Here is a 13,598-nt window from a genome sequence, read left to right as displayed (position 1 = left end):
CATTGCCACATGCACGTCACAGACTGGTTGCTCGACTCCGATCCCTCGATCCGCTGGCAGGTCATGCGCGACCTGCTCGACGAACCTGCTGATGCCGTCGCCGGCGAGCGGGCGCGTGTGGCACGCGACGGGTGGGGTGCCCGACTCCTCGCGCTGCAAGACGAGCGCGGCTACTGGGGCGATCATGAGTACGGCATCGACGGAGACCGCAGAGGCACGCACTGGTCCCTGCACCTGCTGAGGCGGCTCGGTGCCGAGCCCGCCGATCCCACGGTGCGCGCCGCGACCGCTCGCGTGCGCGACGGCGTCGTCTGGAGCGACTGGGGTGGTCGGCCGTACTTCCATGGCGAGGTCGAGGAGTGCGTCAACGGCGGTGTGCTCGCCAACGCTGCCTACTTCGGCGAGCTCGGCGAGGGCAGCGAACGCATCATCCGGCTGCTGCTCGAGGAGCAGCAGGGCGACGGCGGATGGAACTGCGATCGGGCCGAGGGGTCGGTGCGGTCGTCGTTCGACTCGACGATCTGCGTGCTCGAGGGGTTGCTCGCGCTCGAGCAGGCGGGCGGGTCGGGCGATTCCGATACTGATGCCGTGCTCGCCGTGGCCCGCCGCCGTGGCGAGGAGTACCTGCTCGAACGCAGCCTGTTCCGCAGGCGCTCGACGGGCGAGGTGGTCAAGGAGCGTTACCTCAACGTCTCCTTCCCGCCGTACTGGTTCTACGATGTGCTGCGGGCGCTCGACTACTTCCGCGAGACCGGCGACACGCCCGACGCTCGCCTCGACGAGGCGATCGACGTGCTTCGCACGCAGCGGGGCGACGACCAGCGCTGGCCCGCCGGAAGGCCCTGGCACGGTGAGGTGTTCTTCGCGGTCGACGCGCCCGAAGGCGAACCGAGCCCCTGGAACACGCTGCGGGCGCTTCGAGTGCTGCGCTGGTTCGAGGGCTGACGCGCCTAGCGCAGGATCTCGATGTTGTACGAGACGATCTCGGTGATGCGCCCGCCGTCGAAGTCGTAGACGTCGCACGATGCGACGACCGAGACGCCACCCGCAGCATCGGTGTACCTCGCCAGGCTGTCGACTGCGACGCTGTCTTCGCCCACCACAGTGCGCTGGCGCTGGAACTCGGTGGTCACGCCGGCGAGTTCGGCGACGGTGCGCTCGCAGGCCTTCTTCACGGCCTTGAGCCCGATCAGGGGGTCGGAGCCGACGAGCGTCCAGACGACGTCGTCGGCGAGGTGCGGCAGCGCGACCTCGAACCGATGACTCGAGAACGCGCAGGCGATCTTCTCGGTCATGAGGTCGGTCGTGAGTTCGGTCGTGGGGTTCATGGGGCCTGCCCTCTCGCGCGGCATCCCGCGCCGTTGCGGTTGACGTATGCGATCAGCGTGCTCCGGACTCGGGCGGTCGTCAAGCGTTCTGCAAGAACGCCGGCATGGCGGCGACCCGTCGATGCACGCCCGACGTGCACCCTATGCACCTGCCCCTGGATCGTCGACTCGCTCGACATGCACCCCGGCGACGCCGGCAACCGGCCCGCGTGAGGCGACCCGTCACAGCCCCTCGGCGATCTCCTTGATCGCCGCGAGACGACGATCCCACTCGGCACCGATAGCCTCGAGCCGGCGTGCCGTTTCGCTGAGCTGCGACCCGATCACGCGGTAGCGAACCTCGCGGCCGACACGAACGGGCTCGACCACGCCCACCACCTGCAGCACGGCGAGGTGCTTCGCGATCGCCTGCCTGGTGACCGGCAGGCGCTCGGCGAGCGCCGACGCCGAGGCATCGCCCTCGCCGAGCGCAGCCAGGATGCTCCACCGGGTCTCGTCCCCGAGCGCAGCGAACACCGGGACCAGCGTTTCCGTGGTCACGCAGCGCCCTCGGAGCCCTCGGCGCCCTCGGCGCCCTCGAGCAGGGCGACGAGCTTGTCGAGCTCCGAGACCCAGCCCTCGGCGTGGCTCTCCATGTTCGCGGCCGGGTCGGAGGTGCGCTCGAATCCGGTCTCGACGACCGTGAGCCGGGTGCCGCCGGCCTCTGCCTCCAGCGTGAAGGTGAACACCGTCGACGTGTCGTCGTCGACCGCGTCGGGCAGTTTGCCGAGCGCGTCGTCGTTGCCCCAGCGGTACGACACGCTGCGCGGGGCATCCACCGCCTCGACCCGCAGGGGCACGGCGCCATAGTCGGTGAATGTGATGGTGCCGGATGCCCCGGGTCCGGTGCCGTCGAGCACGGTGTGCCCGAACCATCGCGAGATGTGCTCGGGCTCGGTCACGGCACGCCACACCTTCTCGATGGGGGCGGCGATCCGGATGGTGCGTCGCACGGTGAACGTGCCCTCGTGGATGACGGATGGCTGGTTGTCGGTCATGGTCATGATGATCGTCCTTTTCATGTCGCTCTGTGTGTTCTTGCAACTCGATGGTTGCAGACCTCAGACAATAATGCAACTTTCGAGTTGCAGATAGCCTTCGACGCCGATGCGACGGCGTCCTCGTCCAACCATGGTCGGCCGATGACCCGGGTGCCGCGCTGACGGCCGTCGGCGAGAATGGTGAAGTGGAATCGCCCGGCACCTCACCGCAGTTCGACGCCGACGTCGCCGTGATCGGTCTCGGCGCGGTCGGGTCGAGCGCGGCATGGCGGCTCGCGGTGCGCGGCCTCGATGTGCTCGGCTTCGAGCAGTTCGAGCCCGGGCACCCCTGGGGCGGCTCGACCGGACGCACGCGACTGTTCCGGGTCGCGTGCCTCGAGCATCCGGGCCTGACGCCCATCGCCAGACGCGCGCGCGACCTGTGGCGCGAGCTCGAGGCATCCAGCGGCCAGGCACTGTTCCACGAGACCGGCGGCCTCATGATCGGGCCGCCCGGCTCGCACATCATCGCCGGCACGCTGCGCGCGGCCGAGGCGCACGACCTGCCCGTCGAACGGCTGGGCGCCGACGACATCGCCCACCGATTCCCGGCGCACGCCCGCCTGAACCCGGGCGACATCGGCGTCTGGGATCCCGAGGCGGGCATCCTCCGCCCCGAGGCCGCGATCGTCGCAGCGGTCGACGCTGCACGAGCGGCCGGCGCCCGCATCCGCACCGACACCCGGGTGATCGCGATCGAGCCCGACGACGAGGGCGTCACGGTGCGCACCGCCGACGGCGAGGTCCGCGTACGGCGGTGCGCCGTGACATCCGGCCCCTGGATCACCCGCTTCGTGCCCGGCCTGCCGCTCACGGCGCACCGCGTGGTCATGACCTGGTTCCGCGCGCGCGCCGGGCATGACGCGAACCTCGACGCGCTGCCGGTGTTCATCCGCAGCGTGCCCGGGCACGCCACGTGGATCTGGGGTCACGGCGCGATGCCCGGCGACGACGGCGACGACGGGTACGACGGGTACGACGGCTTCGACGCGAAGGTCGGGCCCGAGTTCGACGGACCGTTCGCCGCAGAAGACCCCGACGCGATCGACCGGATCGTGCATCCCGGCGAGACCGACGGCATCCGAGACCTGGTCGCCGCGACCTTCCCCGACCTCGATCCCGAGCCGTCGGGGGTGACGACGTGCATCATGACGCACACGCCCGACGGGCAATTCGTGGTCGGTGCGACGGCGCACCCGCGCGTCGTCGTCGGCGGCGGCTGCTCGGGTCACTCGTTCAAGCACGCCTCGGCGCTCGGTGAGCTCGTCGCCCAGTCGGTCGCGGGCGAGCAGCCGTTCACGGATGCCTCGTTCCTCGACCCGCGGCGATTCAACGGCATCCGCAGCTGACCGGGGTCGCACCGCCCGACTTGCCGTGAAGGAAGTCGACCGGACAGCGCGACCCCTCGATCCCGCCGCCACATCGGCGTAACGTGGCCGCCGAAGCGTCGGGCGAAAACAAGGGGGTCACCGATGGCCGAACTCTCACCCATCCAGCCGTGTCTCTGGTTCGACGACCGGGCGCGCGAGGCGATGGAGTACTACGTCGACGTGTTCCCGAACTCCCGGATTACCCGGATCGATGAGTATCCCGACGAGTCGCTCGACGAGCATTTCGAGGGGATGTCGGGCAAGGTGCTCAACGGCCAATTCACCTTGAACGGGGTGGACTTCGTCTGCCTCGACGGCGGGCCGCTTTTCACCTTCAACGAGTCGATCTCGTTCATCGTGTCGTGCGCGGACCAGGCCGAGATCGACGACTACTGGTCGAAGCTCTCGCACGTGCCCGAGTCGGAGCAGTGCGGCTGGTGCAGGGACCGCTTCGGCGTGAGCTGGCAGGTCATCCCCGCGAACATGGGCGAGCTGACGCGCCGGCCCGAGCAGATCCAGGTGATGATGCGGCAGAAGAAGATCGTGATCGCCGAACTTGAGAACGCCTGACGGCGGCGCGAGCCTCCCGCGGAACCATGCCACGCCAACCCGACATCCCTGACGCGTTCGACGTCTACACGGTCGTGGTCTTACGGCGGCCGGCCGATGCGCCGCAGATGTCGGAGGAGGAACTCGACGCGCTGCAGGCACGCCACCTCGCCTACCGCGCCGAGCTCGGACGGCGCGGCGTGCTGGTCGCGAACGGGCCGTTCGATCAGCAGAGCGACCCGTCGTATCGCGGCATGTCGATCTTCGCATGCCGCCCCGCCGAGGCCGCACGACTGTCGGACGGCGACCCGTCGGTCGCGGCGGGGCGGCTCGTCTACGACGTGATGGAGTGGTGGGTCGGCGAGGGCGCACTCGTCTTTCCGTTCACCGACCGCCGGGTCGGCGAACGCCGGTCGATGACCGAGGAGTGAAGGTCGGTCCGGTCTACCGCTTCAGCACGAGGAAGGCCGGGAACCGGCCGCTTCCGACGATCCGCTTGAGACGTGGCATGGCGATCGCCGCAGCTTCGTCGGCGTGGACCAGCCGAGGTTCGGTCGCGCGATGGTCGCGCCCCTTCCACGTCACGGTCGCTCCGCCTGCCGCCAGCACGTTCCTGGCCCAGTTGGTCTTCGGTCCCCATGGCAGTCCGATGAGGAAGACGTCGGTTGCCGCCGTCGGGATCACGGCGATGGGAGTCGCGTAGTCGTTCCCGCTCTTGCGTCCGCGGTGATGCACGACTGCCCACAGGGGAAACCAGCGCCGGCCCGAGAAGGCCAGCACAAGGGGTTCGGTCGCTCGCACCGCCCATCGCGGTGGTCCGGGTAGCCGCGTCGATTCGCCCATGACTCCAGCATCCGCCAATTCGGCGCGAATACTTCTCGTGTCCGGGCGGGCGGGCGCCCGGAGGCATCCTTGCCGCGGGGCCGCGGGGCAGAACGGCCGCGGGCAGAACTTGGGGCGGGTCAGAACGGGGGCGGGTCGTGGTCGCGCACTGCGCCGGTCGGAGAGGTGAATCGGATGATCCCGTCGGCGATCTGATCGACTCGGAGCCGGGTGCGGTGCTTGATCCGGTGCTTCGCCCTGCACAGCGGGCCGAGATTGTCGTCGTTGGTGAGCCCGTCGTGCTGCCAGTCAGTGGTGTGGTCGATATCGGTGTGGCGGGCGTCGTGCGCGCAGGTCGGGTCGATGCAGGACCGGTGCGTGAGCCGCACCCAGTCGCGCTGCGCCCGCGAGGGACGGTAACGACTCCGGTCGAGCCTGAGCCGGACACCGGTGAACGGGTCGGTCGCGATCCGCTGGAACGACGGCGCATCCGCGAACAGCCGCGCGGCGGTGGCATCGTCGATGATGCCGTATCCCTCGAGGGTGGCCGACTCTGTGGCCACGCCGTCGGGAGCCACGCCGCCGGGACCCACGCCACCGGGAGCGACGCCGCCGGGAGCGACGACGTCGAGGCCGACGCGGGCGGGCTCGACACCGGCGAGGTTCAGCAGCGGCACGGTCACGAACACCGTCGCCGTCACCTCCTGCGGCGTGCCCGCACCGGTCAGGATGTCGCCCGCGACATCCGCCCGCAACTGCTCCAGCGTGCGCGCCTCGCCATCGACCGCGGCGAGCCGGCGGGCCTGCGCGTCGATGCGTGCCCGGGCTCGCAGCACCACGTCGGCCGGGGCGTAGAGACTGAGCCACGCCATACCGTCGGGCACGGTCTCGACCGAGATCCGACGCTCCGACCTGGCCCGGTCGAACCGCTCCTGCCTGCTCGCCCTCTCCAGCCGCTCGCGCACGACCTGTGCGGCGGTGCGGAGCCGGCCCGGCACCAGGCGGCCGGCACGCTCGAGCAGCGCCTCCTCGAACCGGGCGTCGTGCTCGTGCGGCATGCCCATCGCGACGTCGGCCAGGACCCTGGCGTTCGCCGCAGCGATCTCACCCCGCACGAACCGTTCCCACACCCTCGGCAGCCGGAGTCGCAGCACGTCGGCCTGCGCCGCGATGGTGCGCACCGCCGTCGTCGACATCCCGACGCGCAACGCGATATCGTGTGCGACCGCCCGCAGAACGAACTCGGCATCCTCCCCGGACCGGACCGGCCCGAACACGTAGGTCTCGGGAGATGCCGCGGCCGCGGCGAACGCGTCGGCGATCGCCCGGAACCTGGCCGCCTCGGCACGCGCGAGTGCCGCCGTCTCGACCTCGACGAGATCGAGACAGTCACGCAGCCGCCCCTCACAGGTCGGCGCCCACTCCTCGACATCGAGATCTGCCGGCACCATCGACCACGGCGCCGACGAACCGGCGGGAGTGACCGTGAACTGCTCCATGCCTCGACGCTATGCCCACCCGCCGACATCCGATCGCGCCCTCGAGGCAGGGCAGTGGCTGACCGACCTTCGGCGACCGGATGCATGCCTGTGCCCAGCCCGGAATGCGTCGTCCCGCGGAGCCGCGACAGCGGCGAGCTCGGGTATCCGAACTCGCCGCTCCTGACCGGCGATGCCGCCGACTCCGTCGCGGTCCTCGAGCGCGACCTCGACGGCGCGGTCACCGTGCTCGGCAGCGACGAGCTCGTGCGGACGCCCGTCGCCGCGGGACTCGTCGACGAACTCGTGCTGCTGGTGCATCCGCTCGTGCTCGGATCGGGCACGCCGCTGTTCGCCGCGGCATCCGTCGAACTCGACCTTCAGCGGAGCGTGCCCACCACGACCGGGGTCGTCATCGCCCAGTATGCGGTTCGCTGAGCCGGCACCACGGCGCAGGGCCATGTCGGCGGCGACGGTTACTCTGGTGCTGCTCGCCGGCTGATGGGAGACCCCGTGGACAAGTTCGACCCCAAGCGCGCATATCGCGAGCTGTACGCGCCGCCGGCCGAGTTCGTGCTCGTCGACGTGCCCGAGTTCCTGTACCTCGCGGTCGACGGGCACGGCGACCCCAACACCGCAACCGAGTACGCCGCCGCGCTCGAGGCGCTCTACGCCGTGGCCTACGCGATCAAGTTCGCGAGCAAGCGCGCCGGCCGCGATTTCGTCGTCGGACCGCTCGAGGGCCTCTGGCGAGCCGACGACGAGACCGCGTTCACCGGCCGCCGCAAGCACGAATGGTCGTGGACGATGCTGCTCGTGCAGCCCGAGTGGATCAGCCCCGCGGATGTCGCCGACGCCGTCGCCGCCGTCGGCGCGAAGAAGGCGCTGCCGTCCCTCGAGTTCGTGCGGCCGCTGCGATACGCCGAGGGCCGCAGCGTGCAGATCCTCCACCACGGACCGTACGACGACGAGGCGCCGACGCTCGCCCGCCTGCACCATGAGTACATGCCCGAGCACGGCCTCACCTTCGACGGCGACCACCACGAGATCTACCTCACCGACCCACGTCGCACCGCCCACGACAAGCTCCGCACCGTGCTCCGGCAGCCGGTGCGACCCGTCTGACCGCGGAGCATCCATTCTCATGCGTCGGATGTCGCTGCCAGACTGGCCCGATGGAGAACCGCCCGATCGACGAGACCGCCGCACGAGAGTTCTGGGCCGAGTACCGCTCCGCTCATCCCGACCGGGCGACCGACACCGAGCCGCCGTCGGCGGAGGTCTTCGGCGACAATGCCGAGCTCACCGACGAACTCCTCGGGCTCGTACTCGACGGCACGAAGCGGGCCACGGCGTCCCTCGTAGTGGAGTTCGAGCTCGATGGGCAGCCGCTCCCCCGCATCGGCAGCCACTGGATCGCCTGTGACTCGGCCGGCCGGCCCCGCGCCATCCTGCGCAGCGTGGAGTTGCGCATCGGCACCTTCGCGAGCGTCGACGAGCAGTTCGCGTTCGACGAGGGCGAAGACGACCGGTCGCTCGCGACGTGGCGCGAGAACCACAGCCGCTACTGGCAGCGGGTGAGTGCCGGCCTCGGGTTCGAGTGGACCGAAGACCACGAGATCGTCTTCGAGCGCTTCGAGGTGGCCTGGGCCGAGGCCTGACCCGTTGCCGGGTGTCGGTGGCCGGTGGCATCGTGGGCTGCATGACCCTCGAAGTGCGCGCGGCGAGCACGTTCGCCGATGTCGCGACCATGGTCGGGCCCAAGCGGCCCGATGCGAACGTGTGCTGGTGCCTGAGCTACCGCCTCACGACCTCGAAGGAGAACCTCGCCCTCAGCGGCACGGCCCGCGGCGAGCGCGTGCAGGAGCTGGTGGGGCAAGATCCCCCGCCCGGCGTGCTCGCCTACGACGGCGACGAGGTCGTGGGCTGGGCCGGCGTACACCCCCGGGCGGACACGAGCTTCGCGCGAAACCGCAGGATCCCGCACGTCGACGACCTCGATGTCTGGTCGGTGTGGTGCATCCGGGTGCGACCGGGCCATCGCGGCGAGGGCATTTCGCATCACCTCCTGGCGGGCGCGGTGCAGTTCGCCCGCGACCGGGGCGCACCCGCCGTCGAGGGCTACCCGCTCGACAACAAGGGCAAGAAGATCGACCTCACGATGGCGTACGTCGGCACTCGTGCGCTGTTCGAGAAGGCCGGCTTCACGAAGGCCGCCGACACCGAGTCGGTGCTCAACGGATTCCCGCGCGTGCTCATGCGGCTCGATCTGAGGTGAGTCTGAGGTGAGTCTGCGGTGAGCTGCGGTGAGCACGGCGGCAGCGACCGTGGCGTCGGGGTGAGCCCGCGACATCCGCTCAGCGATCAGGCTCGCCGTCACGCGAAAGGCGGCGCAGCAGCCGGGCGAGCGTCGCCTGCTCCTCCCGGGTGAGGCCACGCAGCTCCTCGGCCTCGCGGTTGGCGAGTCCGCGCATGGCGTCGTCCACGAGGGTCACGCCGTCGGCCGTGAGGCGAACGAGCACGCTGCGGCCGTCGCGGGGGTTGGGCCGACGCTCCACGAGGCCGCGATGCGAGAGCTTGTCGAGCCGATTCGTCATCGCGGCGCTCCCGATCATGGTCGCGGCGATGAGTTGCGCCGGACTGAGCTCGTGCGGCGGCTCCTCGCGGCGGAGTGCCGCGAGCACGTCGAACTCCCATGCCGCGAGGCCGGCCGCGCTGAAGGCCCCGGCACGAAGCCGGGCGAGCCGGTTGGCCACACGCCGAAGCCGCGACATCACGTCGAGCGGCGTGAGGTCGACGTCGGGCAGCCGACGCGACCACGCGTCGATGATCAGGTCGACCTCGTCGTCGCGCTCGCTCACGGTGGGGAGCCTACCCCTGCCGATGTTCGACGCACACCGCCGACCTCAGCCCTGGAAGTCCTCGGGATCCACGTCCTCGAGGAACCTCTTGAACTCGTCGAGCTTCTCCTCCTCGGTGCGCGGCTCGGCCGCCCCGGTGCGCGGCTCGGCGACCTCAGCGGGGATCCCGGCCTCGTCGAGCAGTTCCTGCGCGACGAAGAGCGGCGCTTCGGTGCGCACGGCGAGCGCGACGGCATCCGACGGACGCGTATCGAGCACGAGCGGACCCGCGGGCGTGGTGAGCGTGAGCTCTGCGAAGAAGGTGCCCTCGTCGATACGCGTGACCTCCACCCGCTCGACCTGCGCGCCCACGGTGTCGAGCAGCGTCTTCATCAGGTCGTGGGTGAGCGGCCGCGGCGGGTGCTCACCCGAGACGGCGAGCAGGATCGAGGTCGCCTCCTGGGCGCCGATCCAGATCGGCAGCACGCTCCCCTCGCCCGGCTCCTCGAGCAGCGGTTTGAGCAGGACGATGTGCTGCCGCGCGGCATCCAGCGCGATACCGAGGACACGGACCTGGATCATGGGTGACTCCCGTCTGAAGATCGGGCGTGACACTGCCATCGTAGGTCGGCTCGCCGATGGCGCGACCCTGAGCTGAACGGATGCCTCGCCCGGCCCTGCCGGCGACTGGCGCGCATGATGCCTCGGGCCGTCTTCGACCGCCTACTCGACGCGGATCGAGCGCAGCGCGTACTGGCGCACGCGCACGAAACGCGTCGCGGCACAGGTCGAGAGCAGCGGGTCCGACCTGGTCTCTCCGAGGTCGACGACGATCTCGCTGCCACCACCCCCGAGCCGCACCCGCCACCCGGTATCCGTGACCGCTTCAGCGATCGGCGGGTACGCGTCGATCCGGTCGTCGCCGAATGCCTCGCGGACGAAGTGTTGCGCGGCCTGCACCGGGTGCGACAGCGAGCTGCGTCCCCGGAATCGCTCCGGCACGATCCGTCCGTCGGCGAATGCATCGGCGATCCGCACAGGGTCGCCGTCGTCGGCGTAGCCGTAGTAGAGACCGTGCGGAAAGACCACCATCGTGCCGGCGAACCGGTCGCCGCCGAGGTGCGAGCACTCCCAGGTCTCCTCGGGATGCGCCTCCGCCAGCGCCGTGACCACGCGCCGGCCGCGCACCGCGCAGCACTGGTCGTGGCGCCCGTGGGTGCAGACGCAGTACAACGGTCGCGACGACGGGGTGCCCGTGGAACCGTCGAGCGGCACCTCGAGGAGGGCCGCGGCATCCAGTACCTCACCCCACACGATGCGCTCGTCCCAGGGCCGCGAATCGACGATCGCCCAGCGCTGCGTCGACGGCGGCTCGCGGCGCCCGGTTCGGCGGATGGCGAGCGGGCGCATCCCCGCGCCCTCGATGCGGCGTACCAGCGCACGACCGAGCACCCGGTCGAACGGCTCGTCGAGCAGCGCGTTCTGCCCCCAGCTCGCGGCGACCTCGATGAGGAACCAGCGGATGCCGCGGGGTCCGGTGCCGGCCAACGGGTCGCCGCGCTCGCGTGCTCGATCGCTGCACGGCGCCCAGTGCTCGGCGGCGAGCGACACGCTGACGCGAGTCACGCGCGCACCACCGGCACCGCGAAGCCCTCGCGCACGAGCCGGCGCGCCACCACGATCGCGCTGTCGACGTCGAGGCCGGGCAGGTCGCCGACCGTCGCGGGGTCGCCCGTGGTGAGCCGGCGCAGCGCCGGTTCCGCTTCGAGCGGCAGCGAGAGCGTCTTCGTGCGCGCGATGATGCGCACGCGATCGCCGACCGTCGTGATGCGCACCCGCAGCGATCCGCGCCACCGCACTCGTGTCGCGGCATCCAGCGTCGCGAGCGCATCGAGCGTCGCGAGCGGCGCGAGCGGCTCGGCTCGCGTGTCGGCGTCGAAGCGGCGGCTGAGCCAGGCCGCCGGCCGCGAGGCATCCGTCGTCTGTAGATGTTCGACAAGGGCGTGCACCGTCTGCTCGACGATCGGCGCGAGCGCCTCGGCGTCGTGCAGATCGACGCCGAGCGGCAATGACTCGCGGAGAGCGGCGCTCGCTCCGGCCTGGGCGACGAGCGCCTGCACGATGTCGGCACGCGTGTAGGCCGACATGCCGACGGTGAGATGCACGGAGGTCTCGCCGAGCGCGGTCGCGGAGTGGATCCATCCGCGCGGAAGATACAGGGCGTCGCCCGGGCGCAGCACGGCATCGATCACGGGCTCGTGCGTGGCCGCGCGTGCGACGGCTTCGCGGTGATCGGTCCACGGCTGCGAGCGGAGCGGATCGACGTGCACGGGCGCGTGGATGCGCCAGTGCTTCTCGCCCGCGATCTGCAGCACGAACACGTCGTGGGTGTCGTAGTGGGCGTCGAATCCCTGCGAGGACGGCGGGGTGACGTAGGCGTTCACCTGAGCCGGGTGGCCGAGGTCGTCGACGAGCGCGCGGGTGAAGTCGATGATCGGCGGCCAGAGACGGTGCAGCCCCTGCAGCACGATCGTGGCGCCGCCGGCGAATTCGGCGAGCACCTTGTCGCTCGAGACCTGATCGGCGATCTCGGCCCCGAAACCCCCTGAGGCGGTGTACGCGGATGCCGCGAGCACCGCACCCTCATGCGCCATCCGGATGAACGGGGTGCGCACGCCGCGCCTCGCGATGAGCTCGTCGACCGCGCTCGCCGAGAACAGATCACCGAAGGCGGCGGCGAACTCGTCGGCGGTCGCGAGCTCGGCCGCAGTGGAGAGGAGCGGCTCGCGGCCCCAGTACTGCTCGGCGAACTCGCCGACGGAGACGCGGATGCATCGGGAAAGCGCGGGCCGGCTACCCGACCCGCGCTGAACGCCGGTCACTAGGCGGAACCGTCGGCACCGCCGTCGTGCCCGCCGGGGTTGGCGCCGCCGTCGGCGACTCCCTCGCCACCGGCCGCGGAGCCGTCGGCTCCACCGTCGTGGCCACCCGGGTTGGCGCCGCCGTCGGCCACCCCTTCGCCCTCGGCGGCCGCCGACCCGTCGGCACCGCCGTCGTGGCCCTCTGGGTTGGCGCCGCCGTCGGCGACTCCCTCGCCGCCGGCACCAGGCTCGATCGTGATGTCGTCGTCGTTGATCGTCATGAGATCTCCTCCCGTAGGGTCTTCGCTCAGCGTAACGAGCGCCGCCGACGGCCGCGAGGGCTTGACGGGTGCGCCGAGCGAGTACCCGGGGCAGTGAAGGAACTACAGCGAACCGGCTGCTGATGCGAACTCGTTCGCGACCGCCGCGACGTCGTCGACGTAGTCGTTGTCGTGGTTGTACGAGTACACGGCCGCCCGCCACCCTTCGGGGCTGGTCATCGGGCCGGACGCGCACAGGTACAGCGCCGTGGTCTGAGCGGCATCGTCGATCTGGTTCGGGTCCGCGATGCCGTCGTCGTTCGCGTCGCTCGCCCACTCGGCCCAGGTCGAGGGGATGAACTGCATCGGCCCGACCGCGCGGTCCCACGTGACGTCACCGTCGAGGAGCCCGTCGTCGGTGTCCGCGATCTTCGCCACGCCGTCGCCGTCGAGCGCCCGGCCGATGATCGCCGGTCGGGAATTCCCGTTCTCATCGAGGACCGCACCGTCGTGGCTGCCATGATCCGATTCGATCTCTCCGATCGCAGCGATCGTGGTCCAGTCGAGGCCGCACTCGGGCTGTTCCTCGGCGATCGAGACATGCGCGAAGGCATAGGCCGACAGGGCGCGCTCCGGAATGCCCGTCGCCGCGGCGACCCGCGACGTCCACCCGGGATCGACGCGAGGCATCGGCGACGCTGCCGAGCCCGACACCTCCGCCGGCTCCTCCGTCGTCGCGAGCCGGTCATCGGCCTGCTCGACGCGCTCTGCCGGCGCGATCACGGGTGGCAGTGCCACATTCGCCCCGTGCGCGGGCGGCGCGCTGAATCCGCCGGGTCTGGCCGCGATCCCCGCTGCGTTCACGGCGAAGACCGCGCCGACCGCCAGCGCGACGACCCCCGTGAGCAGGCCCGCGTATCCGAGCACTCGACGCGCGATCTGCCACCCGGTGGTGCGGGCTCTCCGCTGCTCACCGTATTCGTCGGCGTCGGAATCATCATCCCAGGACAT

19 protein-coding genes are annotated in these 13,598 nt (G+C 70.7%); 8 read left to right on the top strand and 11 right to left on the bottom strand.

Going from position 1 to position 13,598, the window contains the following annotated elements; all coding sequences use genetic code 11:
- Nucleotides 1-9: 9 nt before the first annotated feature.
- Nucleotides 10-945: a hypothetical protein gene (locus ACFWN7_RS11230; RefSeq protein ID WP_376938894.1), complete on the top strand. Its 936-nt coding sequence runs from the start codon at nt 10-12 to the stop codon at nt 943-945.
- A 5-nt stretch (nt 946-950) separates the two neighbouring features.
- Here the strand turns inward: ACFWN7_RS11230 and ACFWN7_RS11225 are convergent, their stop codons facing one another.
- The 3 genes from ACFWN7_RS11225 to ACFWN7_RS11215 form a co-directional block, all read right to left on the bottom strand.
- A complete protein-coding gene (locus tag ACFWN7_RS11225) occupies nt 951-1,328 on the bottom strand; it encodes a nuclear transport factor 2 family protein (protein WP_376938893.1) in 378 nt (125 codons plus the stop codon).
- Nucleotides 1,329-1,550: 222 nt separating this feature from the next.
- Nucleotides 1,551-1,868 (bottom strand): ArsR/SmtB family transcription factor, encoded by a 318-nt coding sequence (locus ACFWN7_RS11220; RefSeq protein ID WP_376938892.1) that lies wholly within the window; start codon nt 1,866-1,868, stop codon nt 1,551-1,553.
- Nucleotides 1,865-2,371 (bottom strand): SRPBCC family protein, encoded by a 507-nt coding sequence (locus ACFWN7_RS11215; RefSeq protein WP_376938891.1) that lies wholly within the window; start codon nt 2,369-2,371, stop codon nt 1,865-1,867. The genes ACFWN7_RS11220 and ACFWN7_RS11215 overlap by 4 nt, the downstream gene beginning before the upstream one ends.
- A 182-nt stretch (nt 2,372-2,553) precedes the next feature.
- On the opposite strand from ACFWN7_RS11215, the gene solA reads away from it, so the two are divergent.
- The 3 genes from solA to ACFWN7_RS11200 all read left to right on the top strand — a co-directional run bounded on the left by solA (nt 2,554) and on the right by ACFWN7_RS11200 (nt 4,757).
- Nucleotides 2,554-3,756 carry an N-methyl-L-tryptophan oxidase gene (solA, locus tag ACFWN7_RS11210; protein ID WP_376938890.1) on the top strand — a complete coding sequence of 401 codons (1,203 nt, stop codon included), beginning with the start codon at nt 2,554-2,556 and terminating at the stop codon, nt 3,754-3,756.
- Nucleotides 3,757-3,879: 123 nt separating this feature from the next.
- Nucleotides 3,880-4,347, top strand: a complete 468-nt coding sequence (locus ACFWN7_RS11205; RefSeq protein ID WP_376938889.1) for a VOC family protein — start codon at nt 3,880-3,882, stop codon at nt 4,345-4,347.
- A gap of 26 nt (nt 4,348-4,373) precedes the next feature.
- Nucleotides 4,374-4,757, top strand: coding sequence for a YciI family protein (locus ACFWN7_RS11200; RefSeq protein ID WP_376938888.1), 384 nt, complete (start codon nt 4,374-4,376; stop codon nt 4,755-4,757).
- A 13-nt stretch (nt 4,758-4,770) separates the two neighbouring features.
- Here ACFWN7_RS11200 and ACFWN7_RS11195 read toward each other — a convergent pair whose 3' ends face one another.
- Together ACFWN7_RS11195 and ACFWN7_RS11190 are read right to left on the bottom strand one after the other, a co-directional pair.
- Nucleotides 4,771-5,169 (bottom strand): nitroreductase family deazaflavin-dependent oxidoreductase, encoded by a 399-nt coding sequence (locus ACFWN7_RS11195; protein ID WP_376938887.1) that lies wholly within the window; start codon nt 5,167-5,169, stop codon nt 4,771-4,773.
- 119 nt (nt 5,170-5,288) lie between these two features.
- On the bottom strand, nt 5,289-6,647 hold the full coding sequence (locus ACFWN7_RS11190; protein ID WP_376938886.1) for a DUF222 domain-containing protein: 1,359 nt from the start codon (nt 6,645-6,647) through the stop codon (nt 5,289-5,291).
- 84 nt (nt 6,648-6,731) lie between these two features.
- Between ACFWN7_RS11190 and ACFWN7_RS11185 the strand changes: the two genes are divergently transcribed.
- The 4 genes from ACFWN7_RS11185 (at nt 6,732) to ACFWN7_RS11170 (ending at nt 8,904) form a co-directional block, all read left to right on the top strand.
- Nucleotides 6,732-7,064 carry a dihydrofolate reductase family protein gene (locus ACFWN7_RS11185; RefSeq protein WP_376938885.1) on the top strand — a complete coding sequence of 111 codons (333 nt, stop codon included), beginning with the start codon at nt 6,732-6,734 and terminating at the stop codon, nt 7,062-7,064.
- 75 nt (nt 7,065-7,139) lie between these two features.
- Nucleotides 7,140-7,751 (top strand): GyrI-like domain-containing protein, encoded by a 612-nt coding sequence (locus ACFWN7_RS11180; RefSeq protein ID WP_376938884.1) that lies wholly within the window; start codon nt 7,140-7,142, stop codon nt 7,749-7,751.
- 50 nt (nt 7,752-7,801) lie between these two features.
- On the top strand, nt 7,802-8,287 hold the full coding sequence (locus tag ACFWN7_RS11175) for an ASCH domain-containing protein (RefSeq protein ID WP_376938883.1): 486 nt from the start codon (nt 7,802-7,804) through the stop codon (nt 8,285-8,287).
- A gap of 41 nt (nt 8,288-8,328) precedes the next feature.
- Entirely contained in the window at nt 8,329-8,904 is a 576-nt protein-coding gene (locus ACFWN7_RS11170) for a GNAT family N-acetyltransferase (protein ID WP_376938882.1), read from the top strand.
- Nucleotides 8,905-8,983: 79 nt separating this feature from the next.
- On the opposite strand, the gene ACFWN7_RS11165 is transcribed toward ACFWN7_RS11170, so the two are convergent.
- The 6 genes from ACFWN7_RS11165 to ACFWN7_RS11140 form a co-directional block, all read right to left on the bottom strand.
- Nucleotides 8,984-9,487 (bottom strand): MarR family winged helix-turn-helix transcriptional regulator, encoded by a 504-nt coding sequence (locus ACFWN7_RS11165; RefSeq protein ID WP_376938881.1) that lies wholly within the window; start codon nt 9,485-9,487, stop codon nt 8,984-8,986.
- A gap of 45 nt (nt 9,488-9,532) precedes the next feature.
- Nucleotides 9,533-10,048 (bottom strand): bifunctional nuclease family protein, encoded by a 516-nt coding sequence (locus tag ACFWN7_RS11160; protein WP_376938880.1) that lies wholly within the window; start codon nt 10,046-10,048, stop codon nt 9,533-9,535.
- Between the two features lie 141 nt (nt 10,049-10,189).
- Nucleotides 10,190-11,092, bottom strand: a complete 903-nt coding sequence (locus ACFWN7_RS11155; protein WP_376938879.1) for a sucrase ferredoxin — start codon at nt 11,090-11,092, stop codon at nt 10,190-10,192.
- Entirely contained in the window at nt 11,089-12,348 is a 1,260-nt protein-coding gene (locus ACFWN7_RS11150) for a cupin domain-containing protein (protein ID WP_376938878.1), read from the bottom strand. Before ACFWN7_RS11150 ends, ACFWN7_RS11155 begins: the two co-directional genes overlap by 4 nt.
- Nucleotides 12,348-12,608, bottom strand: a complete 261-nt coding sequence (locus tag ACFWN7_RS11145) for a BatC protein (RefSeq protein WP_376938877.1) — start codon at nt 12,606-12,608, stop codon at nt 12,348-12,350. Before ACFWN7_RS11145 ends, ACFWN7_RS11150 begins: the two co-directional genes overlap by 1 nt.
- A gap of 102 nt (nt 12,609-12,710) precedes the next feature.
- Entirely contained in the window at nt 12,711-13,598 is an 888-nt protein-coding gene (locus tag ACFWN7_RS11140) for a lytic transglycosylase domain-containing protein (RefSeq protein ID WP_376938876.1), read from the bottom strand.

Origin of the sequence: Agromyces sp. NPDC058484 (genome assembly GCF_042720415.1) — a bacterium.
Classification (GTDB): Bacteria; Actinomycetota; Actinomycetes; order Actinomycetales; family Microbacteriaceae; genus Agromyces.
Note: the sequence above shows the minus strand (reverse complement) of the source record. Positions and strands in the feature narration are given on the sequence as shown.

What these genes read in the sequence shown, in the direction of transcription:
- ACFWN7_RS11140 (WP_376938876.1), bottom strand. Translation starts at nt 13,598, where the DNA reads ATGTCCTGGGATGATGATTCCGACGCCGACGAATACGGTGAGCAGCGG.
- ACFWN7_RS11190 (WP_376938886.1), bottom strand. Translation starts at nt 6,647, where the DNA reads ATGGAGCAGTTCACGGTCACTCCCGCCGGTTCGTCGGCGCCGTGGTCG.
- ACFWN7_RS11175 (WP_376938883.1), top strand. Translation starts at nt 7,802, where the DNA reads ATGGAGAACCGCCCGATCGACGAGACCGCCGCACGAGAGTTCTGGGCC.
- ACFWN7_RS11145 (WP_376938877.1), bottom strand. Translation starts at nt 12,608, where the DNA reads ATGACGATCAACGACGACGACATCACGATCGAGCCTGGTGCCGGCGGC.
- ACFWN7_RS11160 (WP_376938880.1), bottom strand. Translation starts at nt 10,048, where the DNA reads ATGATCCAGGTCCGTGTCCTCGGTATCGCGCTGGATGCCGCGCGGCAG.
- ACFWN7_RS11185 (WP_376938885.1), top strand. Translation starts at nt 6,732, where the DNA reads ATGCCTGTGCCCAGCCCGGAATGCGTCGTCCCGCGGAGCCGCGACAGC.
- ACFWN7_RS11230 (WP_376938894.1), top strand. Translation starts at nt 10, where the DNA reads ATGCACGTCACAGACTGGTTGCTCGACTCCGATCCCTCGATCCGCTGG.
- ACFWN7_RS11205 (WP_376938889.1), top strand. Translation starts at nt 3,880, where the DNA reads ATGGCCGAACTCTCACCCATCCAGCCGTGTCTCTGGTTCGACGACCGG.
- ACFWN7_RS11170 (WP_376938882.1), top strand. Translation starts at nt 8,329, where the DNA reads ATGACCCTCGAAGTGCGCGCGGCGAGCACGTTCGCCGATGTCGCGACC.
- ACFWN7_RS11195 (WP_376938887.1), bottom strand. Translation starts at nt 5,169, where the DNA reads ATGGGCGAATCGACGCGGCTACCCGGACCACCGCGATGGGCGGTGCGA.
- ACFWN7_RS11215 (WP_376938891.1), bottom strand. Translation starts at nt 2,371, where the DNA reads ATGACCATGACCGACAACCAGCCATCCGTCATCCACGAGGGCACGTTC.
- ACFWN7_RS11200 (WP_376938888.1), top strand. Translation starts at nt 4,374, where the DNA reads ATGCCACGCCAACCCGACATCCCTGACGCGTTCGACGTCTACACGGTC.
- ACFWN7_RS11225 (WP_376938893.1), bottom strand. Translation starts at nt 1,328, where the DNA reads ATGAACCCCACGACCGAACTCACGACCGACCTCATGACCGAGAAGATC.